Genomic DNA, 20,606 nt, shown 5'->3' with positions numbered 1-20,606 from the left:
CTGGCGAACTATCTTTAAAAGTGCAAGGCGTCATCGCCTGCATCAATGCCAACTTTTAGCGCACGGCTCTTTCGAAGAGCCATTTCCCTGGACCGAAGACAGGAATCGTCTTCGGTCTTTTTTTGCTTGTAATAAAACAGTGCACATGACTGCGTTTCGCTAACACCTTCAGGAGGAAAAAACATGAAAAACGAGAAAGAGATTTCGATTGACGCGTTTACCAGTACCGAAAAAGAGCTTGTCGAGGTAAAAATTAAACAGCTGACGCTCAAGCTGGCACATGTTCCCAGCAAAAAAGAGGAGAAGGAGATCGTCAAGGAAGCGAAACGCTCGGTAATGAAATCGCGGGTTGAAAAGGAAACCACCAAAGCCGTGCTGGCGAAAAAACCGCGTAAACCGTCTGCGGCGAAAGAGAGCGAAGTGAAAGAGTTTAACTGGACGGCGTCCGTGCGTAAAAATCCGCGTGCGCTAAAATAAAAAGGTATTGTCTTTCCGGGCAACACTCTTTTTAACGCGCGACTGCGGGTGCGGCGATGCTCTATCACTATCTCGACGGCAAAAACTGGCGGCATATCTATCTGGTGGGCGATTTGCACGGCTGCAAATCGATGCTCGACAGCCAGCTGCTGACCTGCCGTTTCGATCCTCAGCAGGATTTGCTGGTGGCGGTCGGCGATCTCATCGATCGCGGCCCGGACAGCATGGGATGTCTGTCGCTGCTCCAGGCGCCGTGGTTTCGCAGCGTTCGCGGCAATCACGAAGAGATGGCATTGAACGCAATTCATCACGGCGCGCACCAACAATGGATAAGAAACGGCGGCGACTGGTTCTATCAGCTTCAGGGCGCGCAAATGATTGAAGCGAAGCATGCGCTCAGTCTTTGCAACCAACTGCCGTTAATCCTGCATATTTTGCTCGACGGGCGCGTGGTGGTGGTGGCGCACGCTGACTATCCCGCCGCACACTATTCATGGGGAGCGGAGGTGGATCCCTATGAGGTGGTCTGGAGCCGCGCGCGTATTGAGCGAGTTCAGAACGGGCGCGGCGGCAAAATAACGGGCGCCGATGATTTCTACTTCGGTCATACGCCGCTCTCTTCTCCGCTGCACGCCTTTAATCTGCACTACATCGACACCGGCGCGGTGTTTGGCAACACGCTGACGCTGGTGCAGATTCAGTAATGCTTCAGGATGAAAACAGCTTTCCGTCGCGGACTAAATCGCGCGGGTAGTTGTTCTTTATCCGGTTGCCCACTTTCTTAGCGATACCCACAGGCTGCTGCTGACAGGTGACCAGAAATTCGCCATCAGGCAACGCCGTTTCAGGATAGATATCCCGTCCTCTGTACCACTCTTCCGCCTGCGTAGCCGTCAGCGCTACGCTGTTTTTCGCCTGCGCGTCACCGAGCGCAATCGCCGCTTCATGCTGCCAGCGATAGCCTTTCGGGAACGTTTCTGCGAGCTTCAATCCGATGCGTGAAAAGCGTACTTTGCCCAACAGTGGCTCCAGCGCGCGTGGAAACAGCCAGCGTTCTTTATCACGTTGCCACAGCGAACAGCTATCCGCTTCCCAACGCAGGCCGGCTTTTGCCGCCGCAGCCACGATCGCGTTGTGTTCGTCCAATTTGACCGGTGCGAACGGAAGCTTACCCACTTTATAACCCGGCACCGGCAACGGCGGCACGCTGGCGAGCTTCCTTAACCGGGCGACAAAAAAGCCTTCGCTGTCGAAAATCTGTGGGAACACGTGCAGAAAACCTTCCGGCGTGGCGGCGGCTTCGGCGCCCGCGAACAGCCTGTCCAGCGGCTCAATCGCCACCGCATCCGGGTAGCGTGCCATCAGCCACGCAATCGCCTGCTGGTTTTCAGCCCGATTAAGCGTGCAGGTTGAATAGACCAGCGTGCCGCCAGGGCGCAAAGCATGAAACGCGCTGTCGATCAGATCGTGCTGGGTGGCGGCGATGTCAGCGATACTCTCCGGCGACCAGTTGCGTAATGCGTCGCGATCCTTGCGGATCACGCCTTCGCCGGAGCAGGGGGCATCCAGCAGGATCGCATCAAACGTTTCCGGCAGTGCTGCTCCAAAGACGCGGCCATCAAAATGGGTGATAGCCGTATTGCTGATGCCGCAGCGGCTGAGGTTAGCGTGCAGTACCTTCACCCGGCTGGCGGAATACTCATTGGCGAGGATCGCGCCTTTATTCGCCATCCTGGCCGCAATCTGGGTGGTTTTCGAACCGGGTGCGGCGGCGACATCCATGACGCGTTCCGGCGTCGGACAGCCATCAAACAATGCGGTGACCGGCAGCATAGAACTGGCTTCCTGAATGTAATAAAGCCCGGCGAGATGCTCTGCCGTGCTGCCCAGCGGCAAGGCGTCGGCGTCCTCTCTGGCGATCCAGAATCCTTCATCGCACCAGGGAATGGGCGTAAGCGACCAGTTATAAGGCTCAACTTCCTTCAGAAAATCCGCCACGCTGATTTTAAGCGTGTTGACGCGTACGCTTCGACGTAAAGGTTGTTGGCTGATTTCGATGAAACGCGCGAAGTCAGCGCTGTCTGGCAGCAAATCGCGCATTTGTTGCAGGAAAAGATCCGGAAAAACAAGCTGGGAAGATAACGACACTGAACGGTTCCGCTGATGGAGAATAGCCGCAGTTTATCATGCTCAGGCACAAAATTTAGTGAAAGTACGCGCCTTCCCTGGCGCGTGATGCTTTTCATTGCGGTGAGTTAGCGGGCAGCGCGGTTCCCCATTTGCGCCACTCTTTGGGCTCTTCATCATCCAGCATAAAGTGCTTGCCCGGCGTCGCCTGTGGCGCCAGCGGCACGGTTGGCGGCGTGGCGAAGGCGATGCCGCCCTGAATGAACTGCTGGAAGGTGCCGGTTTTCACCACGCCGCCAATCAGGCCAAACTTGAAGTTATAGCCGGAAGCGAGCCAGAACACCGAGTTGTTCCGCACCAGGTGTTGGTATTTCTTGCTGATGCGCAGGGTGATCTGCACGCGGTCGGCCATGGCGCCAAGCGACGTACCGGTCACTGTACCGACTTCGACACCACGGAACAGCACCGGCGTTCCCACGGAGAGCGAGCCGCCTTCCGGCGCGTCCAGCACCACGTTCAGCCCGTTAAGATAGCGCGCGTCGGTGATGGTGGATTCCTGAAGCTCAAAGCTGCGCTGGCTGCGGCCCTTGCCCGGATCGATATTGATGTAGTTTTGCAGCAGCGTATCCAGATGATTCACGCCCGCAGCGGAAATCTCGGGTGAGACCACGGAAAAACGCGTGCCCAGCCGGGCAAAATCTTTTACGTATTCCGGATAGAGCACCGCTTTTGCCACCACCTGGTTTCTGTCGTCATTAAATGCCAGCGACTCAACCTGGCCGATAGTGATGCCCAGATAGCGGATCGGCATGCCCGGCGCAAGCTTGCTGGCGTCATAGGTCACCAGAGAGATCTGGCTGCCCACCGCGCGGGCGGCGGTTTCAGAGTCGTACAGCGTGCGCTGATCTTTGCTGCTCAGGCCCACACCTGCGCCGGACAGGTTATCAAAGCTGATTGCGCCACGCAGGGCACGATTCAGCGGCGAGGCCTGCACCGTCAGGCCGCTGCCGTTAAGCTGCACGCGTGCGCCGCCTTCCGACCAGAACACGCTGTTTTCCGTCAGCAGCTTCTGGTACTCCGGCTTGATGTGCACCAGGACATCGAACTGGTTGGCTTTAGGAATGACATCGACGATTTCTCCCACCTGAAATTTGCGATAGAGCACCACCGAGCCTTTCTGAATATCCGGCAGGCTGGTGGCGCGCAGCGTGAGAGTGGTAGGAGGGCGGTCGGTAGTGATCCCCGCCGCGGCTTTCTCCGCGTTGGCATAAAGCGGATAGGTGGTTTTTACCTCGCCTTTGCCGCCGGGCACCAGGCGGATGCCGCCATCCACCCATTCGCTGGCGCTGGCGCCGATCACTTCCATTCCATCCAGCCCGAGCTTCACGTCCAGGCGGCTGTTGATAATAAACTTGCTGTCGCCATGTACCAGATGGCGATGTTCCGGCGCAATCGCCACGCGAAACGCCACGCCTTTTTCAGTGAGTTCACGACTGACCACCTGGCCAATCTGCATGCCGTGAAGGATTAGCGGCTGGCCGGCGTTGATGCCGTAGCTTTCCGGCGCGGTCAACTGCACCGCCAGCGTATCGGGGCGCTGAAGCAGCGAGGCGTCGCTTTGCAGGACGGTAAAACGGCTTTGCGGCTCGCCGTCGCCGGGAACCAGTTCCAGCGTATTGCCCGTCAGCAGGCTGCTTAAATTGGCATCGGTCAGGCTGATTTTCGGGCTGCGCATCTCAATGCGCGTGCCGCTGCGCATCAGGCCGATAACGGAAGGATCGAGCGTCAGCTCGCCGGTAACGCCGCTGCCGCCGTGCAGGTTAAGGGCGGTAAGCGTGCCGACTTCCAGCCCCTGATACATCAGCGGCGTGCTGCCCGCCTTCAGGTTTTTACCATCCGGCAGATCCAGCGTAACAATTACCCCGCGCTGGCTGTGTGCCAGATCGGGATAGAGCGAATAGTCGTCATCCGTTCTTGCCTGCGCTGACTGCGCCGGCGAATCAAAGGCGATGGCGCCATTAACCAGCGCGGCCAGGCTCTCCAGCTGGACCTTCGCGCCGCTCAGCCCGACGTCAGCTTTGACGCCGGAAACGTTCCAGAAGCGGCTGTCTTTTTTCACCAGATTGGTAAAGCGACGCTCAATCAGCACGTCGATTGTCACATCTTTATTACCCGGATTGATGCTGTAGTCATACACGCGGCCCACCGGGATCTTGCGGAAATAAACCACCGAACCGGTATTGAGTGAGCCAAGATCGGTGGCGTGCAGATGCACCAGCAGCTCCCCGGTGTTGACGCGATATTTCGGTTGGGTATCCAGCGCCACAAAGCTTTCGCGCGGTTTCCCCTTGCCGGGCATCATGCCGATATAGTTACCGCCAACCAGCGCATCCAGCCCCGACACGCCCGCCAGAGAGGCCTTTGGCGTCACCAGCCAGAACTGCGTGTCTTCACGCAGCGCATCGCGCATGTCGCTTTTGATGCTGGCTTTGATTTTGATGGTACGCAGATCGTCGGTCATGCTGATGCTCTGCACCATGCCGACCTCAACGCCCTGGTAACGCACCGGCGTCCGGCCCGGAGTGATGCCGTCCGCCGTGGCGAAATCGATGGTGACCGTGGTGCCGCGCTCCTGGTAGTTGGTCCAGACGAGCCAGCCTGCAATCAGCATGGCAATAAAAGGCAGCAGCCAGAATGGCGAAATCCTGCGGCGGCTTTTAATGCGTGCATTAGTCGGTGTAGTCGGCGTTTCCTGTTGCATGTGCATCCCAAAGTAAACGACTATCCAGCCATTCAACGGCCATGATAGTGAGAATAACCGCCGAGCCGAAATAGAAGGCTGCCGGTCCCATGGTAAAAGCCAAAAGCTGATCGCGATTGACCAGCGACATCGTTAACGAAATAACAAACAGATCGAGCATCGACCAGCGTCCAACCCAGGTCACCACCCGCAGCAGCCTGACGCGCGTTTTCAGCCCCTGTTCGCACTTAAAATGGATGCTCAGCAGCAGCGTCAGCAGCACGATCACCTTGGTGAACGGCACTAAAATACTGGCGATAAACACCACCGCCGCAATCGGAATATTGCCTGAGGCCAGCGACATGATGCCGGAAAGAATAGTATCCTCCTGCCGCGCGCCGTTCAGATAGATGATTGAGATCGGCAGCGTATTCGCCGGGATCAGTAAAACGATCGAGGCGATAAGCGCCGCCCATGATTTTTGCAGGCTGTGACGGCGACGAAAGCGCAGCGGCGTATGGCAGCGCGGACAGCGACCGCGCGCGTCCGGCAGGCCGGTATGGTGGCAGTTGAGGCACACCTGTAGCCGCTCAGGCGAGACATTGAGCCGTGGCTGTGGGTAAAAACGGTGCCAGAGCTGCTCGCTGTTCATATGAATCAGCGTAATGACGCTCAGCAGCACCAGCAAAACAAATGCAATCAGGCCGGGCCCTGGCGTAATTTCTGCGTAGTCCTGCACTTTAATAGACGCAATGCCGATACCCACCAGATAGATATCCAGCATCACCCATTCGCGCAGGCGTTCAAACATCAGCAGAACAGGGCGAAGATTCATGCCGGCGCGTTGGCCGAAATAGAGCCAGGCGATGGAAGCCACCAGCGTGGCCGGCGCGCCGATGGTGCAGAAGGCGACCATGGACGCGGTAATAACGTCTCCCTGGCGGGCCATCTGAATTACGCCGCCAAACAGGCTGGCGCTGATATTGCTGCCAAGCAGGCGGACAGACATCAGCGATTCGCCAAAGGCGAACGGCATAAGCAGCAGCATGGTGACCGCCATCGCGGCAAGGCGCGTCATTGACCAGTCACGGCCATTCAGAATTCGCGCGTTGCAGCGCGGGCAGTGCGCTGACTGGTCAGAGTTGACGTCTGGTAAGGAAAAAAGGGTATCGCATTGGGGACAACGCTGATAACGTGCCTGTGGCAAAGCCTCACTGATAGCGTGTATTTTCATAATCCTGACTAAGCTGAAAGCCCCGACTGCACTGGGTTGGGTTAGGCCACGTTACTGACTTTCGGCGGGCCGGGAAGCCCCTGCTTCAGGGCCAGCCGATTAAGAGTATATTAACAAATACACCCTATCGTCCTGAACATTTGATACTTTTTTTAAACATGCGTGCTCATTTTGTGCCGCGACCTACGTTTCCACCAATGGTTAGATAATGACTAAAGCAGAATTTTATGCGGAACTGACCCGCGATTCGAACGCCCTGATTGCGGGTGAAACCAGTTTTCTTGCCGTCATGGGCAATTGCAGTGCGCTATTATTTGAGCGGCTGGAAAGCGTGAACTGGGCGGGATTTTACCTGCTGAGTGAACCCGACACATTGGTGCTGGGGCCGTTTCAGGGGAAAATCGCCTGCGTGCGCATTCCTGTGGGTAAAGGCGTTTGTGGTACCGCCGTGGCGCAGGGCGTGATTCAGCGCGTCGCCGATGTTCACGCCTTCCCGGGGCATATCGCCTGCGATGCCGCCAGCAATGCGGAAATCGTTCTGCCGCTGATCGTTAACGGCCAGACGGTCGGCGTACTGGACATCGACAGCGTAACGCATCATCGCTTCGACCAGCAGGATGAAGAAGGGTTGAAAGCCCTGACCGACGGACTGTGTAAGGTGCTGGCTGAAACCGATCTGCAAAAATTTATTGCGATGAAACACAGCTAAAGCGCTGGATAACGTAGCATTTGCCGATGGGGTCATTATAATGGCGCCTGTTCATGCCTGCGGCTTATTGGCAATTCCGTTGTAATCAGGAAAATTCATGGAAAATCAACCTAAGTTGAATAGCAGTAAAGAAGTCATCGCTTTTTTGGCCGAGCGTTTCCCGCAATGCTTTAGTGCCGAAGGCGAAGCAAAACCGCTGAAGATTGGTATCTTTCAGGATCTGGTTGAACGCGTTCAGGGCGAAATGAACCTGAGCAAAACCCAGCTTCGCTCCGCGCTGCGTCTTTACACGTCGAGCTGGCGCTACCTGTACGGCATCAAAGCAGGCGCAGCCCGCGTGGATCTCGATGGCAATGCCTGCGGCGAACTGGATGAGCAGCACGTAGAACATGCCCGTAAGCAGCTTGAAGAAGCGAAAGCGCGCGTTCAGGCGCAGCGTGAGCAGCAGCAGGCGAAAAAACGTGAAGCGGGTGAAGAGACCGCGCCGCGCCGTCCGCGCAGGCCGAAACCTTCTGCAGAAGGTGAGCAGCCGCGCAAAGTTCGCAGCAAACCTGCTGCCGGACGCGCGCCTTCCGCAGAGCGTCAGCCACCGCGCACGCAACCCGTCACCGACACCGCCGCACTTCAGCCGGGCCAGAGCATTAAAGTCACCGCAGGCAAAAGTGCAATGGACGCAACCATTCTTGAAGTCACTAAAGATGGCGTCCGGGTTCAACTGGCTTCCGGTCTGGCAATGATCGTACGCGCAGAACATTTACAGTTCTGAAACGGAGGCCAATCAGGGCATGAACAACTTTTTTAAAACCACCGTTATTGCAGGGTTGCTGCTTGCAGGAAACGTTTTCGCCGCCGACAGCATCACGCGCGCCGATCAGATCCCCCAGCTCCATCAGGAGCCGCAGCACGCTACCGTGAGCGAGCGCGTTTCGTCTCGCTTTACGCGTTCGCACTATCGTCAATTCGATCTTGATAAAGACTTTTCCGTCAAGATTTTTGAGCGATACCTTAATCTTCTCGACTACAGCCACAACGTGCTGTTGGTTTCTGACATTGAGCAGTTTTCTTCGCGAAAGACGCTGCTGAGTGACGAGCTGAAAACCGGCAAGCTGGATGTTTTTTACGAAATCTATAATCTTGCGCAAAAGCGTCGTTTTGAGCGTTATCAATACGCGCTGACGGTGTTAAATAAGCCGATGGATTTTACCGGTCATGACACGATCGATACCGATCGCAGCAAGATGCCGTGGCCAAAAACTACCGCTGAGCTTAATCAGCTGTGGGACGCGAAGGTCAAATATGACGAGCTGAGCCTTAAGCTCACCGGCAAAGACGAAAAAGAAATTCGTGACGTTCTGACCAAACGCTATCAGTTTGCTATTCGCCGCCTGGCGCAGAGCAACAGTGAAGATGTTTTCCAGATGGCGATGACCGCGTTTGCGCATGAAATCGATCCGCACACCAACTATCTCTCGCCGCGCAATACCGAGCAGTTCAATACCGAAATGAGCCTGTCGCTCGAAGGTATCGGCGCGGTGTTGCAAATGGATGAAGACTATACCGTCATCAACTCAATGGTAGCGGGCGGCCCGGCGGCGAAAAGCAAAGCGATCACCGTTGGCGATCGTATTGTTGGCGTCGGCCAGCCCGGCAAGCCGATTGTTGATGTGATTGGCTGGCGTCTCGACGACGTTGTCGCACAAATCAAAGGCCCGAAAGGCAGTAAAGTTCGGCTGGAAGTGCTGCCTGCCGGTAAGGGCACCAAAACGCGCATCGTGACGCTGACGCGTGAGAAAATTCGCCTTGAAGATCGGGCGGTGAAAATGACGGTGCATAACGTCGGCAAAGAGAAAGTCGGCGTGCTGGATATTCCCGGTTTCTACGTGGGCCTGACGGATGACGTAAAAGTGCAGCTTCAGAAACTGCAAAAGCAGAATGTGAACAGCATCGTCATTGATCTGCGTACTAACGGCGGCGGGGCGCTGACGGAAGCCGTATCGCTTTCCGGCCTGTTTATCCCGTCCGGCCCGGTGGTGCAGGTTCGTGATAACAACGGTAAAGTGCGTGAAGACAGCGATACCGATGGCACGGTGTTCTATAAAGGGCCGCTGGTGGTGCTGGTCGATCGCTTCAGTGCGTCGGCATCGGAGATTTTTGCCGCTGCGATGCAGGATTATGGCCGGGCGCTGATCGTGGGCGAACCCACCTTTGGTAAAGGCACCGTTCAGCAGTATCGTTCACTGAATCGTATTTATGATCAGATGCTGCGCCCTGAATGGCCTGCGCTGGGTTCGGTTCAGTACACCATTCAGAAGTTTTACCGCATCAACGGCGGCAGCACGCAGCGGAAAGGCGTAACTCCCGATTTGCTGATGCCAACCGGCGTTGAAGCCGTGGAAACCGGCGAGAAGTTTGAAGACAACGCGCTGCCGTGGGACAGCATCAACGCCGCCAGCTTTACCAAAACGGGCGATCTGAAACCGTTTGGCGCGCAGTTGCTGAAGGCACATCAGGATCGCATCGCCAACGATCAGGAGTTTCAGTACATCATCAAGGATATTGCTCGCTTCAACGCGATGAAAGACAAGCGTAAAACCATTTCGCTGAATCTTGCCGAGCGTGAGAAAGAGAACCATGAAGATGATGCGCTGCGCCTTGAGCGAATCAATGCACGCATGAAGCGCGAAGGCAAAAAACCGCTGGCTAAGCTGGAAGACCTGCCGAAAGAGTATAAAGAGCCGGATCCCTACCTTGATGAGACGGTCAATATCGCTAACGATCTGGCGCGATTAACAAAATCTTAATCGCCGGCAACGGGCAGCAAATAACACCAAAGGCACAGCGCAGGCTGTGCTTTTTTTTTGGGCGACTCGCCGTTGACTGCTTGCGGTTTGACTGAGCGCGTAAAGAGAGCGGCGCAGTGTAAAGTTATGTCTTTTTAGTGACTTAAAGGTTAAGAGTGCTTGAAATGTTTTGATCTGCCCCTACGATGGATAACCGCTACAAGCGATTTTTATAACTGAGGAAGATTAAACGATATGATGCGTATTGCGCTTTTCCTGTTGACCAACCTGGGCGTAATGGTGGTCTTTGGGCTGATCCTCAGCCTGACGGGGATTCAGTCAAGCAGTGTTCAGGGCCTGATGATCATGGCAGGTCTGTTTGGCTTCGGCGGTGCGTTTGTTTCACTGCTGATGTCGAAGTGGATGGCGTTGCGTTCCGTTGGCGGTGAAGTTATTGAGCAGCCGCGCAATGAAACCGAGCGCTGGCTGATGCAGACTATTTCGCAGCAGGCCCAACAGGCCGGCATTGCGATGCCGCAAGTGGCTGTTTATCATGCGCCGGATATCAACGCCTTCGCTACCGGCGCCCGCCGGAATGCGTCACTGGTTGCCGTTTCGACCGGCCTGTTGCAAAACATGAGCCGTGACGAAGCGGAAGCGGTGCTGGCGCATGAAATCAGCCACATTGCCAACGGTGACATGGTCACCATGACGCTGATCCAGGGCGTGGTGAACACCTTTGTGATCTTTATTTCGCGCATACTTGCGCAGGTTGCCGCAGGTTTTATGTCTGGCGATCGCGAAGAGGGTGAAAGCAGCAACGGTAATCCGCTGGTCTATTTTGCGGTTTCAATGGTGCTGGAGCTGGTCTTCGGTATTATTGCCAGCATCATTACCATGTGGTTTTCACGCCACCGTGAATTCCATGCCGATGCGGGTTCCGCACGGCTGGTCGGTCGTGAAAAGATGATTGCCGCGCTTCAACGCCTGAAAACCAGCTATGAACCGCAGGAGGCGAGTACCATGATGGCCTTCTGTATCAACGGCAAATCAAAAACCTTCAGCGAGCTGTTCATGTCGCACCCGCCGCTGGATAAGCGCATTGAAGCGCTACGCAGCGGTCACTATCTCAAATAATAAAGCCGGGCTGAAAAGCCCGGTTTTTTTTCGTTACAGCTGCGCCCGCGGTTGAGTTATCCGCAGGGCGCTGACCACGGCGGCAACCGTGGCGCAGCTTCCCGCCAGCAGGAGCGAGGCATGCGTTCCCTGCGCATCGAACAGGTTAAACATCAGCGCCACCAGCGCCGCGCCGGTGGTCTGGCCCAGTAAGCGCGCTGTACCCAGCATTCCGCTTGCGCCGCCGCTGCGATGACGTGGCGCTGAAGAGATAATCGTGTGGTTATTCGGCGACTGAAAAAGACCGAACCCTGCGCCGCACAGTGCCATTCGCCAGATAATATTCAGGTCACCCGGCGCGTCAGGCAGCAGTGCCAGCGCAAACAGGCCGAGGGCGAACATCGCCAGCCCGATGGCGCCCAGCAAGCCGGCGTGATAGCGCTCAATTAATCGTCCGGCGACCGGCGCCATCACCATTGTCGCCAGCGGCCACGGCGTGAGCAGCAGGCCGGTTGCCACCTCGCTGCGGTGCAGCACCGTTTGCAGAAAAAAGGGCAGCGAAACCATCGCCAGCATCTGCGCGCAAAAAGAGCAGATGGAGGTACCGATAGAAAGCGAAAAAACCGGAATGCGAAACAGATCAACCGGCAGCAGCGGAAAGGGCAGGCGTAGCTGACGGCGAATAAAAAGAAAGCCGACCACTGCCAGCGCTGCCAGTTCAGCCAACACCACGCTGCCGCTGTGGCCCTGCGCAAAGCCGCTCAGCGCCGAAATCAGCAGGCCGAAGGTCAGTGCATTCATCAGCGCGCTGAGAACGTCAAAGCGCTGATCCTTTGGCCTTTGCGCATTATCCGGCAGAAAGCGTAATGCCAGCACCACCGCTGCAATGCCCACGGGAACGTTTATCAGAAACAGCCACTTCCATGAGGCAACCGACAATACCGCCGCCGCCACGGTTGGGCCCGCCGCCGTTGAAACGGCGACAATCAGCGAGTTGATGCCCATCCCACGCCCCAGATAGCGCTGCGGATAGATGATCCTGATCAGCGCCGTATTGACGCTCATCAGGGCGGCGCCGCCAAAGCCCTGGAGAATACGCGACACCGTCAGCGTGGTCAGCGAGTCGGACAGTGCACAAAGTAACGACGTACAGGTAAACACCACCAGTCCGCACTGATAGATGCGTCGATAGCCAATAATATCGCCAAGAAACGAGAGCGGAAGCAGCGCCACAACAATAGCAAGCTGGTAGGCGTTAACAATCCAGATCGAGCGGGCCGGGCTGGCATGCAGATCGTGCGCAATGGTCGGTAAGGCAACGTTGGCGATCGCGCCATCCAGCACGGCAACAGTGATCCCCAACGCAATCGCCAGGATTGCGCCATAGCGCTGTGGAACGGGTAAACCGTCCGGTTGAGTAATTTGCGGCATAGACCTGAAGATGTCAGCAGAGGGAATGTCCATGCTAGGGGTTTTTTACTGAATGATCCAATGGCTACGCTTTTAATTGTGCAAAAGCCCGGTGAGGGCAGGCCACGGCATTGCGCAGAAGGCACGTCAAAACGTATACTAAAAATAGTGTTCCATTTTTTCTGAAACGGATAAAAAGCTATGGTAAGCAGCGATATGGATAAACAACCTGACGCGGTATCTTCAGTGATGAAGGTTTTTGGCATTTTGCAAGCGCTGGGTGAGGAGAGAGAGCATGGGATAACCGAGCTTTCTCAGCGAGTTATGATGTCAAAAAGCACGGTATATCGTTTCTTACAGACGATGAAATCGCTGGGTTATGTTGCACAGGAAGGCGATTCCGACAAATATACCTTAACGCTTAAACTGTTCGAGCTGGGCGCAAAGGCGCTTGAGAATGTCGATCTGATCCGCAGCGCCGATATTCAGATGCGCGAGCTTTCCCGCCATACCAAAGAGACCATCCACCTTGGCGCGCTGGAGGAAGACAGTATTGTTTACATCCACAAGGTTGATTCCCTGTATAACCTGCGTATGTATTCACGGATTGGCCGCCGTAATCCGCTTTACAGCACGGCTATCGGCAAGGTGTTGCTGGCCTGGCGCGACCGGGCGGAAGTGGAAGAGATCCTCAGCGAAGTGACGTTCAAACGTAGCACTTCACGTACCGTTGGCAGCGCGGAAGAGCTCATTGCGCAGCTTGATCGGGTGCGGGCGCAGGGGTACGGCGAAGACAACGAAGAGCAGGAAGAGGGATTACGCTGTATTGCCGTGCCGGTTTTTGACCGCTTTGGCGTGGTCGTCGCAGGCATGAGTATCTCCTTTCCGACTATTCGTTTCGATGTCGGGCAGAAACAAAATTACGTCGCCATGCTGCATAAAGCGGCCGGAAAGCTATCCGCGCAGATGGGCTACCGCGACTACCCTTTCTGAGCAATCAGGCCAGCCGGCAAGGCTGGCTTAATTATCAATGACGTCAGTGCTTTTCTTGAGCAAGGGGCACTGCGTAACGCCAACAATTCCGCTGTCCGTATGCAGATATTGAGCCGAAACAACGCCGCGGGCGGTAAGGTAACGGCACTGCAACCCCATTCCTGCCACGTTTTCCGAGCTCCCGGCCAGTATGCCGTAACCGGTAACCAGTAGCGCAAGCCAGATCAGAATCAGCAGCGAAACAATGCGAATCAAAAATCTCATGGGTTCCTCGTAAAATATTTATCGCAGACAGGCTTGTGTCCGGTCACGTTAATCAGGACTGCGAAAAGGCTCGCAATGGGTAAAGAGAATACACAACCTGGCACATAATGCCTGCGTGAAGGTTCTGAATTCTTTTCTTTCTGGCTACTATTTTGCAATCGACAGGGTAAAATCCATGCACATCTGTAGCGTTACGTAACGGGAGTAAAGAAGCCTCTATGAACGAACTGGCAAACGGCATGTTCGCGCCAATAATAACCGTCGTCCTGTTTTTTGCAGGCGTTGTGATCTGGTTTTTTATCAATCGCGCCAGTGTCAGAGCAAATCAACAGATCAAACTGCTGGAGGCGCTGTTGGAAGAGCAGAAGCGTCAAAATGCGATGCTGCGTAAACTGACGGATTCCGTCGTGGGTAAAGAGAAAACGGAAACCACGTCCGACGGGCAGGATGATAATAAAGACTTTATTCGTTTAATCCCTGAACGTTAATAAACGCAAAAAGGATGTAAGCATGGCCTGGCAAAATCCCTGGTACGATCCTGCTAAAGCGCACCATTCACCAGAAGGGTTCCGCAATGCTGCTGACCCGGATCTACGTAAAAATGGCGATCTCAATCGTTGGCGTAAAGAGCGGAAGGCACAGGGATTGCCCTTGCCGCCCGCGCTGGGCTATGAACGTTTTATTGAGACGTGGTGGCAGCCTGCCGATCTTTGCGGCAGTGAAGACGCCGTCTGGTGGTTGGGGCATGCCTGTATCCTGCTGAGGCTGGCAGGGCGCTATATACTCATTGACCCCGCACTGTCTGAGCGTGTTTCGCCAGTCAGCTTTTACGGCCCGAAGCGCAGAACACCTGCTGCGCTTAATATCGACGATTTGCCGACGCTTGATTGCGTGCTGATCTCGCACAGTCACTACGATCATCTTGATGCTCCCACTGTCAAAAAAATCCTTCGTCGCTTTCCGCAGGTGCATTTTGTGGTGCCGCTTGGGCTCGAACCCTGGTTTCATCGGCGCGGTGCGCGGCACATTACTCAGCTTGACTGGTGGGAAGCAACCGACGTGGCGGGTGCCACGATCCATGCCGTTCCCGCCAGGCACTGGAGCATGCGCACGCCTTTTGATCGTAACCGCTCGCTATGGTGTGGCTGGACAATAAAAACTGAATTGATAAATTTTTGGTTCACAGGCGATAGCGGATACAGCGAAGCGCTGTTGGCTATTCCGCAACAGCTGGGGCCTTTTACGCTGGCAGCGTTGCCGGTGGGCGCGTATGCACCAAAATGGTTCATGCAGGCGCAGCACATGGATCCGCAAGAAGCGGTTGCTCTTCATGCTGCATCAGGCGAACCCGTTAGCATTCCTATTCATTGGGGAGTATTCGAACTGGCGGACGAGTCGCTTGATGAGCCTCCCCGACAGCTTGCGGCAGCAATGGATAAAGCGGGACTGGATAAAAGCCGTTTCACCGCATGGAAAATAGGGGCGAAAATGGCCTTAAATAAACCCTGCTAAGAATAATCCTAAATTGCTATTGCGAGGCAATTAACTTTAGTCGCAGATGTTATATAAAGGTTCTATTCGAGAGCGGGGCAGAAATTAATTATTCTTCTTGTTGCCATTTAATGGGGCAGCGGAATGACACCCTTCCTTTTTTTGGTGCAATTAATTTAAACTTGTACCAAATTAATTTCCTTGTACAACGGAGCGGATTGTCTTACGTTGAATCTGCTTTAATTTAAATGAAGTTTTTGATGTAAGCTATGCCATAAAACGGTAATAAACAGGCGGTGATAAAGGGCGAAAATTTGCCCTGTCACAGGCTGTGCTGCGCGCTGCGGCGTAAAGCATCCCTTGCAGTGGTGGTAACAATATTTGACATGCAAAAATACTATTTTAATGTAATCGCTTTCAGAACGATGCTTCCTTATCAATGCGTCGGTTTGGGCTGTTTCAATTGTGTGCGGCGCATCTGTTAATGCTTAAAAATAACTTGCCATCAATTAACGAATATGTGATAACGCATGAAGTAAAACGAGGTACACTTCTGTTTATGCAAGGCATCATCAGTAAAGAAGTTTCGAGTAAAGACGTTGACGTTGAATACCGCTTCCTTGCCGAGTATTAATTCGTGCCTCATGCAGTAATGTCTCTGGTTTTTGTACGTAAGCCTCCGGGCGAATAAACACTCTAAGGAATTTGCAAAATGGCAAAGATTAAAGGTCAGGTTAAGTGGTTCAACGAGTCTAAAGGTTTTGGTTTCATCACCCCAGCCGACGGCAGCAAAGATGTATTCGTACACTTCTCTGCTATCCAGGGTAATGGTTTCAAAACGCTGGCTGAAGGCCAGAACGTTGAGTTCGAAATTCAGGATGGTCAGAAAGGCCCTGCTGCTGTGAACGTTACCGCTATCTAATTCTCGATCTTAGCCTGCTATTGCCGCACTGCGCGCGATCCGGGCAAAAATCTGAATACTAAAGCCCTGCCCTGGCGGCAGGGCTTTTTTGTTGAAGAAAAATTTTTTGCCGTTTGTCAGTGCCTTTCCGGTAAAATGCCGCCTCAAATCTGAACCGGAGCGTGGTTATGTCCTATCTTTGTCCCCTTTGCCATCAGCCGCTGTTGCCTGTATCAGGCGGTTTGCGCTGCGAAAACCGGCATCAGTTTGACCGGGCCAAAGAGGGCTACGTCAACCTGTTGCCGGTGCAGCACAGGCATTCAAAACAGCCGGGCGACAGTGCGGAAATGATGCAGGCCAGACGCGACTTTCTTGATGCGGGCCATTATCAGCCATTACGGGATGCGGTTTGCGATCTGCTGGCGCGTCTGCTGCCTGAACAGCCGGTCAACGTTTTGGACATCGGCTGTGGGGAAGGGTATTACACCAATGCCGTGGCAACCCGCTTTCATGCAGGGGAACGCGCGATGGTTTATGGTCTGGACGTCTCCAGGGTCGCTATCCGCTACGGCGCAAAGCGTTATCGTAACGTGGCGTTTTGCGTTGCCTCCAGCCATCGTCTGCCGTTCGCAGAGAATCAGTTTGATGCCGTGCTGCGTATCTATGCGCCCTGCAAGGCTGAAGAGCTGGCGCGCGTGGTGAAGGAACAGGGATATGTGGTGACGGTTACGCCCGGTCCAAGGCATCTTATTCAGTTTAAAGCGCTGATTTATCAGGATGTAAAGCTGCATGATGATACGCCGGAGCAGATGCCGGGTTTTGAGCTGATTGAACAGCAGTCGCTGGCCTATCCTTTCTCACTTAACAGTGAAGAGTCCGCCGCGCTGTTGCAGATGACGCCGCTGGCCTGGCGCGCCCGGCCGGAAGTCTGGGGCGTACTGGCGACAACGCCGCAGTTTGACTGTGAAACGGACTTTACGCTGCGCGTCTGGCGTCGCCATCGCGAAGAAACCGTTATGACTGGATCATAAACTGGTAAATCTGTTCGAGATCGTCCAGTTTGTTAACGTGGACGTGAAGCGGACGATTCTCGAGCTCAATCACCAGCACGCCATCTTCAGACAAATTCATGCTTTTGATGCGCGCATAGGCGATAAAAACGTTGGCGAAGAAAAATCCCTGCGCTTTAAATAACAGTTTGGGGCGGCGGAGCCAGAAGAGATAGAAAGAGAGCGCCGCCAGTACCATCAGGAGCGTTGCGGTGATCCTGGGGCCTTGCGTGGTGACGTTCTGGTAGAGCAGAATGGCAATCAGCCCCATGAATATCAGGCTGTCGAGCTTGTTACGACGCTTCAGCAGCACCTTCAGGCGTGTCTGACCGCGCAGGCGATCCATTATGAACTCATCGTATATCGCATAAAGCAGGAAAAGCGCGATAACGGCCACGATGACATAATCTGTTAACGACATCTCCAGTCCTCAAAAAAAGACATCGCGCCACCCGGGCGCGATGTCCGAAAGCGTTTCGCCGGAGGGGGCCCGGCGAAACGTTTACAGCCCCAGTAAGCCAACCCAGTAGCCAAAAATACCAATCACGAAGAAGCCCATGATAATCCACAGCGCGTTGACTTTGCGGCGCAGCAGCCACATACAGCCAAAGGTCAGCAGCAGCGGGATCAGGCCCGGCATCAGCTGATCGAGGATCGACTGAACCGTGGTGACGGTGGTTTTGCCGGTCTGATCGGTGATACGTGATACGACCAGCGGCACGTTGACGTGGGTCCACTTGTTCACCAACGCGCCCATAACAAAGAGGCCAAGAATAGAGGCGCCCTCCGTTAGTTTTTGCAGGAAACCGCCGCCCATATCACCTACGATATCAACGCCTTTGCGGTAGCCATAGGCAACGCCATAATAGCGAACCAGCATGCGCACCAGATTGAACAAAATGAAGAACAACAGCGGGCCAAGCAGGCTGCCGCTCATGGCGATGCCTGCGCCCAGCGCCGCAAACACCGGACGCACGGTACCCCAGAAAATCGGGTCGCCCACGCCTGCCAGCGGCCCCATCAGGCCCACTTTGATGCCGTTGATGGCCGCATCGTCGATGGCCGCACCGTTGGCACGCTGCTCCTCCATCGCCATGGTGACGCCAAGCACCGGCGCAGCCACGTACGGATGGGTATTAAAGAACTCCAGATGGCGCTTGATCGCCTGTTTACGGTCGTCGTTGTTAACAGGGTAGAGGCGGCGGATCACCGGCACCATCGAGTAGCAAAAGCCCAGCGCCTGCATACGTTCAAAGTTCCATGAACCCTGAAACAGGTTAGAGCGGAGAAACACGCCACGCACGTCGCCCGGCGTTAGTTTTTTCTGCGTGGTCGCAGTTGTTGTGGTATCAACCATTTTTCTCACCCTTTCCTTAATCTAATTCGTTATCAAGGTCATTAGCCACTGGACCCGCGGCCTGAGCGCCCGCCACGCGGTTATATTTCGGTGCCAGTTGAATGTAAAGCACAGCCATCACCACGCCGATGACGCCAAGCGCCACCAGGTTGAAGTTGGTGAAGGCGGCGGTAACAAAGCCAAGGTAGAAGAACGGCATCAGGTAGCCAGCACGCATCATGTTGATAACCATTGCGTAACCGACCACAACAATCATTCCACCTGCGATGTTCAGACCGTTGGTCACTACTTCCGGGATGGACTCAAGCATGCTCTGCACAACGCTGGTGCCGACGGAAACGCCCACGATCACTGCCGGAATAGCGATACGCATTGCCTGCAATACCAGCGCCGATACGTGAATCCAGGATATGGCAGAAAGATTGCCTTTCTCGGCAGCCTTATCGGCCGCGTGCTGGAAGGCGACGGTAATGGTACGAACGATAATCGTCAGCACCTGACCGGCCGCCGCCAGTGGGATAGCCAGCGCAATACCGGCGCCAACGCTCTGACCACCGGCGATAACCAGAATGGTTGAGATAATAGAGGCGAGGGCGGCATCAGGCGCCACGGCGGCACCGATGTTCATCCAACCCAGCGCGATCATCTCCAGCGTACCGCCGATGATAATGCCGGTTTTGACATCCCCTAAAACAAAACCAATTAAGGTACAGGCCACCAGCGGACGGTGAAACTGAAACTCATCAAGAATTGATCCCATACCTGCAATACAGGCGACAATAAATATCAGCACAATTTGAAGAGTGGTAATCTCCATTGCACTTCTCCTCTGACATTCGTGAACTGAGTTAAACCTGACGTATCAGGCAATAAAGTGCTACTGGCGGCCCATTTTGTTAATCAGATCCATCATTTTCAGGCGCTGATCGCTTGAGACCTTCCGAACTTCTAATTCAATACCGCGCTCGTTGAGTTTTTTGAAAGCCACAATATCTTTCTCATCAACCGAAACGGCGTTATTAACCTGCGTTTTACCCTGACGAAATGCCATACCGCCGATATTTACGCTGGGAATTTTTACTCCTGCTTCAACCAGACGCTCAACGTCGGTCGGATTAGTGAACAGCAGCATAACGCGTTCGCCCGCATATTTGGGGTTATTCCATACGCGGATCATTTTAGCGACATCAACCACATGCGCCGTCACGCCGGGAGGCGCAACCTGAGTGAGTAACGTTTTGCGGACGTGATCGGCAGCCACTTCATCGCTGACGACAATAATGCGCGTAACGTTGGTCTCTTTTGTCCAGCGCGTGGCGACCTGTCCATGAATCAGACGGTCGTCAATTCGCGCGAGGCCAATTTTCATATAGTCATTGGCGCCCATTGGCTTTTGCGCCACTGGCGCCGCTTTGACCTGAGGCGCCGCGGCAGGCGCGGGTTCAGGTTCTTTTGCCTTCAGCGCCTTCACGCCTTCACGCCCGGCTTCAACCGCGATGGCGACCAGCTCGTCAAAAGAGGGATCGTCATCACGTCCCATCAGTGTTTCCACCAGCATTGGGATATTCACCCCGGCGATCACTTCGTGATTCGCCTTATCTACCACAATGCGACTGGCGGCGTTAAACGGGCTGCCTCCCCACGTATCGACCAGAAACAACACGCCCTGACTGGTATCCAGCTCGGTGAGTCGCGCCTGATACTTCTCAATCAGGGTTTCCGCATTCTCGCCGGGTACAAAATCTATCCACCCGACGTTCTGCTGGTCCCCAAGGAGCATTTCGGCTGTTTTTATCAGCTGCTCAGCAGCCCAGCCGTGTGTGCCGATCACAATAGCAATTGTCACCTGCTACCTCCATAAACAATCATCAATGGCCGCCCGGAAGGCGGGCCGTGCGAATCTTCATCAGAGTGCCGAAGCCATCATCATGAAAGAGATTAATCTGTTATTGTGTTGG

The 20,606-nt window shown here is 54.7% G+C and carries 20 protein-coding genes and 1 pseudogene; 12 read left to right on the top strand and 9 right to left on the bottom strand.

The genetic code is table 11. The features are described 5' to 3' along the window. Nucleotides 1-183: 183 nt before the first annotated feature. Together FA91_RS10185 and FA91_RS10180 are read left to right on the top strand one after the other, a co-directional pair. On the top strand, nt 184-477 hold the full coding sequence (locus FA91_RS10185) for a hypothetical protein (protein ID WP_034915363.1): 294 nt from the start codon (nt 184-186) through the stop codon (nt 475-477). A gap of 56 nt (nt 478-533) precedes the next feature. Next, nucleotides 534-1,181 (top strand): metallophosphoesterase, encoded by a 648-nt coding sequence (locus FA91_RS10180; RefSeq protein WP_034915360.1) that lies wholly within the window; start codon nt 534-536, stop codon nt 1,179-1,181. A 4-nt stretch (nt 1,182-1,185) separates the two neighbouring features. Here FA91_RS10180 and rsmF read toward each other — a convergent pair whose 3' ends face one another. The 3 genes from rsmF to yebS form a co-directional block, all read right to left on the bottom strand. Then, nucleotides 1,186-2,625 (bottom strand): 16S rRNA (cytosine(1407)-C(5))-methyltransferase RsmF, encoded by a 1,440-nt coding sequence (gene rsmF, locus FA91_RS10175; RefSeq protein WP_072032302.1) that lies wholly within the window; start codon nt 2,623-2,625, stop codon nt 1,186-1,188. Nucleotides 2,626-2,719: 94 nt separating this feature from the next. Then, on the bottom strand, nt 2,720-5,365 hold the full coding sequence (locus tag FA91_RS10170) for a PqiB family protein (protein ID WP_034915352.1): 2,646 nt from the start codon (nt 5,363-5,365) through the stop codon (nt 2,720-2,722). Continuing rightward, nucleotides 5,334-6,578, bottom strand: a complete 1,245-nt coding sequence (gene yebS / locus FA91_RS10165) for a membrane integrity lipid transport subunit YebS (RefSeq protein WP_034915348.1) — start codon at nt 6,576-6,578, stop codon at nt 5,334-5,336. The genes FA91_RS10170 and yebS overlap by 32 nt, the downstream gene beginning before the upstream one ends. Before the next feature lie 208 nt (nt 6,579-6,786). Between yebS and FA91_RS10160 the strand changes: the two genes are divergently transcribed. The 4 genes from FA91_RS10160 (at nt 6,787) to htpX (ending at nt 11,204) form a co-directional block, all read left to right on the top strand. Beyond that, complete coding sequence (locus FA91_RS10160) at nt 6,787-7,287, top strand: GAF domain-containing protein (protein WP_034915345.1); 501 nt, start codon at nt 6,787-6,789, stop codon at nt 7,285-7,287. Nucleotides 7,288-7,384: 97 nt separating this feature from the next. After that, nucleotides 7,385-8,053 (top strand): RNA chaperone ProQ, encoded by a 669-nt coding sequence (gene proQ, locus FA91_RS10155; protein WP_034915342.1) that lies wholly within the window; start codon nt 7,385-7,387, stop codon nt 8,051-8,053. 19 nt (nt 8,054-8,072) lie between these two features. Further along, nucleotides 8,073-10,088, top strand: coding sequence for a carboxy terminal-processing peptidase (prc, locus tag FA91_RS10150; protein WP_034915340.1), 2,016 nt, complete (start codon nt 8,073-8,075; stop codon nt 10,086-10,088). Nucleotides 10,089-10,322: 234 nt separating this feature from the next. Further along, a complete protein-coding gene (gene htpX, locus FA91_RS10145; RefSeq protein WP_034915338.1) occupies nt 10,323-11,204 on the top strand; it encodes a protease HtpX in 882 nt (293 codons plus the stop codon). Nucleotides 11,205-11,237: 33 nt separating this feature from the next. On the opposite strand, the gene FA91_RS10140 is transcribed toward htpX, so the two are convergent. Continuing rightward, nucleotides 11,238-12,614 (bottom strand): MFS transporter, encoded by a 1,377-nt coding sequence (locus tag FA91_RS10140; RefSeq protein WP_034915335.1) that lies wholly within the window; start codon nt 12,612-12,614, stop codon nt 11,238-11,240. A 180-nt stretch (nt 12,615-12,794) separates the two neighbouring features. Here FA91_RS10140 and kdgR point away from each other — a divergent pair, with 180 nt between their 5' ends. Next, a complete protein-coding gene (gene kdgR / locus FA91_RS10135; RefSeq protein ID WP_034915332.1) occupies nt 12,795-13,586 on the top strand; it encodes a DNA-binding transcriptional regulator KdgR in 792 nt (263 codons plus the stop codon). Nucleotides 13,587-13,613: 27 nt separating this feature from the next. Here the strand turns inward: kdgR and FA91_RS10130 are convergent, their stop codons facing one another. Then, complete coding sequence (locus FA91_RS10130; RefSeq protein ID WP_034915329.1) at nt 13,614-13,850, bottom strand: YobH family protein; 237 nt, start codon at nt 13,848-13,850, stop codon at nt 13,614-13,616. Nucleotides 13,851-14,068: 218 nt separating this feature from the next. Between FA91_RS10130 and FA91_RS10125 the strand changes: the two genes are divergently transcribed. From FA91_RS10125 to rlmA, 5 genes and pseudogenes are all read left to right on the top strand, one after another. Then, nucleotides 14,069-14,338, top strand: coding sequence for a YebO family protein (locus FA91_RS10125; protein WP_034915327.1), 270 nt, complete (start codon nt 14,069-14,071; stop codon nt 14,336-14,338). Between the two features lie 22 nt (nt 14,339-14,360). Further along, nucleotides 14,361-15,362: an MBL fold metallo-hydrolase gene (locus FA91_RS10120; RefSeq protein WP_034915324.1), complete on the top strand. Its 1,002-nt coding sequence runs from the start codon at nt 14,361-14,363 to the stop codon at nt 15,360-15,362. Nucleotides 15,363-15,900: 538 nt separating this feature from the next. Further along, a pseudogene (locus FA91_RS21370) lies at nt 15,901-15,998 on the top strand (DUF2627 domain-containing protein); the annotation flags it as partial. A 55-nt stretch (nt 15,999-16,053) separates the two neighbouring features. Then, entirely contained in the window at nt 16,054-16,263 is a 210-nt protein-coding gene (gene cspE, locus FA91_RS10110; RefSeq protein ID WP_001062678.1) for a transcription antiterminator/RNA stability regulator CspE, read from the top strand. Nucleotides 16,264-16,430: 167 nt separating this feature from the next. After that, nucleotides 16,431-17,273, top strand: a complete 843-nt coding sequence (rlmA, locus tag FA91_RS10105) for a 23S rRNA (guanine(745)-N(1))-methyltransferase (protein WP_034915319.1) — start codon at nt 16,431-16,433, stop codon at nt 17,271-17,273. Here rlmA and FA91_RS10100 read toward each other — a convergent pair. From FA91_RS10100 to manX, 4 genes are all read right to left on the bottom strand, one after another. Next, the gene (locus FA91_RS10100) at nt 17,257-17,712 is read right to left on the bottom strand and encodes a DUF986 family protein (protein ID WP_034915316.1); all 456 of its coding nucleotides are present in this window, start codon (nt 17,710-17,712) and stop codon (nt 17,257-17,259) included. The genes rlmA and FA91_RS10100 overlap by 17 nt on opposite strands. Before the next feature lie 81 nt (nt 17,713-17,793). Then, nucleotides 17,794-18,648, bottom strand: a complete 855-nt coding sequence (locus FA91_RS10095) for a PTS mannose transporter subunit IID (RefSeq protein WP_034915313.1) — start codon at nt 18,646-18,648, stop codon at nt 17,794-17,796. A gap of 16 nt (nt 18,649-18,664) precedes the next feature. Further along, nucleotides 18,665-19,465 carry a PTS mannose/fructose/sorbose transporter subunit IIC gene (locus FA91_RS10090; protein WP_034915310.1) on the bottom strand — a complete coding sequence of 267 codons (801 nt, stop codon included), beginning with the start codon at nt 19,463-19,465 and terminating at the stop codon, nt 18,665-18,667. A gap of 60 nt (nt 19,466-19,525) precedes the next feature. Continuing rightward, on the bottom strand, nt 19,526-20,494 hold the full coding sequence (manX, locus tag FA91_RS10085; protein WP_034915308.1) for a PTS mannose transporter subunit IIAB: 969 nt from the start codon (nt 20,492-20,494) through the stop codon (nt 19,526-19,528). Between the last annotated feature and the right edge of the window lie 112 nt (nt 20,495-20,606).

The organism is Erwinia sp. 9145 (assembly GCF_000745075.1).
GTDB lineage: Bacteria > Pseudomonadota > Gammaproteobacteria > Enterobacterales > Enterobacteriaceae > Erwinia > Erwinia oleae.
The sequence above is the reverse complement of the archived record's forward strand: the minus strand, read 5'-3'. Positions and strand labels throughout refer to the sequence as shown.

What these genes read in the sequence shown, in the direction of transcription:
- FA91_RS10185 (WP_034915363.1), top strand. Translation starts at nt 184, where the DNA reads ATGAAAAACGAGAAAGAGATTTCGATTGACGCGTTTACCAGTACCGAA.
- FA91_RS10180 (WP_034915360.1), top strand. Translation starts at nt 534, where the DNA reads ATGCTCTATCACTATCTCGACGGCAAAAACTGGCGGCATATCTATCTG.
- FA91_RS10170 (WP_034915352.1), bottom strand. Translation starts at nt 5,365, where the DNA reads ATGCAACAGGAAACGCCGACTACACCGACTAATGCACGCATTAAAAGC.
- yebS (WP_034915348.1), bottom strand. Translation starts at nt 6,578, where the DNA reads ATGAAAATACACGCTATCAGTGAGGCTTTGCCACAGGCACGTTATCAG.
- FA91_RS10160 (WP_034915345.1), top strand. Translation starts at nt 6,787, where the DNA reads ATGACTAAAGCAGAATTTTATGCGGAACTGACCCGCGATTCGAACGCC.
- proQ (WP_034915342.1), top strand. Translation starts at nt 7,385, where the DNA reads ATGGAAAATCAACCTAAGTTGAATAGCAGTAAAGAAGTCATCGCTTTT.
- prc (WP_034915340.1), top strand. Translation starts at nt 8,073, where the DNA reads ATGAACAACTTTTTTAAAACCACCGTTATTGCAGGGTTGCTGCTTGCA.
- htpX (WP_034915338.1), top strand. Translation starts at nt 10,323, where the DNA reads ATGATGCGTATTGCGCTTTTCCTGTTGACCAACCTGGGCGTAATGGTG.
- FA91_RS10140 (WP_034915335.1), bottom strand. Translation starts at nt 12,614, where the DNA reads ATGCCGCAAATTACTCAACCGGACGGTTTACCCGTTCCACAGCGCTAT.
- kdgR (WP_034915332.1), top strand. Translation starts at nt 12,795, where the DNA reads ATGGTAAGCAGCGATATGGATAAACAACCTGACGCGGTATCTTCAGTG.
- FA91_RS10130 (WP_034915329.1), bottom strand. Translation starts at nt 13,850, where the DNA reads ATGAGATTTTTGATTCGCATTGTTTCGCTGCTGATTCTGATCTGGCTT.
- FA91_RS10125 (WP_034915327.1), top strand. Translation starts at nt 14,069, where the DNA reads ATGAACGAACTGGCAAACGGCATGTTCGCGCCAATAATAACCGTCGTC.
- FA91_RS10120 (WP_034915324.1), top strand. Translation starts at nt 14,361, where the DNA reads ATGGCCTGGCAAAATCCCTGGTACGATCCTGCTAAAGCGCACCATTCA.
- cspE (WP_001062678.1), top strand. Translation starts at nt 16,054, where the DNA reads ATGGCAAAGATTAAAGGTCAGGTTAAGTGGTTCAACGAGTCTAAAGGT.
- rlmA (WP_034915319.1), top strand. Translation starts at nt 16,431, where the DNA reads ATGTCCTATCTTTGTCCCCTTTGCCATCAGCCGCTGTTGCCTGTATCA.
- FA91_RS10100 (WP_034915316.1), bottom strand. Translation starts at nt 17,712, where the DNA reads ATGTCGTTAACAGATTATGTCATCGTGGCCGTTATCGCGCTTTTCCTG.
- FA91_RS10095 (WP_034915313.1), bottom strand. Translation starts at nt 18,648, where the DNA reads ATGGTTGATACCACAACAACTGCGACCACGCAGAAAAAACTAACGCCG.
- FA91_RS10090 (WP_034915310.1), bottom strand. Translation starts at nt 19,465, where the DNA reads ATGGAGATTACCACTCTTCAAATTGTGCTGATATTTATTGTCGCCTGT.